This is a genomic window from Pseudidiomarina fusca (assembly GCF_032227045.1).
GTDB lineage: Bacteria > Pseudomonadota > Gammaproteobacteria > Enterobacterales > Alteromonadaceae > Pseudidiomarina > Pseudidiomarina fusca.
The window spans coordinates 1-452 of the sequence record NZ_JANFPJ010000108.1; the positions used below are offsets into that span (position 1 = coordinate 1).

Here is a 452-nt window from a genome sequence, read left to right on the forward strand (position 1 = left end):
AACTTGTTGCGAGTCGAGCGCCCAACGGGCGCGTTTTTGATGGCGCTTGTTAGTTGCCATTTTTTACTTTTGTACCAAGAGTTGCATACCAGAAACCAGCAAAAGCACACAGAGAATAAAGTGACAACCGAATAAAGTACGAAGACGGGTTGTCAAACATAGTGTAAATATTGCCCCGTCTAACCACCTCTTCACTTTGAATTGCCTCAATGACATTCCCAATGTAGTAATAAGCCACAACGCCAGCGAATAACCTGATGATAATCGAGGCAATCAGCGGCACTTCAATTAAAACAAGGCCTAATCTTTTTTTCACTACGGAGCTCTCAGAATACACTTAGCAACTAACGCCGCAAGCAAAGGCGCGCGTTAGCGCGTCCAGCCCGCTGGGCGATTTTGCCTTGCCCTGTTAAATGCTTACGCACGAGCTCCACCAGAATAGAGATGGTTAA

Annotated in this window: 1 protein-coding gene; it reads right to left on the reverse strand. The window is 46.0% G+C overall.

Going from position 1 to position 452, the window contains the following annotated elements:
• Positions 1-49: 49 nt before the first annotated feature.
• A complete protein-coding gene (locus NOG12_RS13290; protein ID WP_153827422.1) occupies positions 50-316 on the reverse strand; it encodes a hypothetical protein in 267 nt (88 codons plus the stop codon).
• Positions 317-452: the final 136 nt, after the last annotated feature.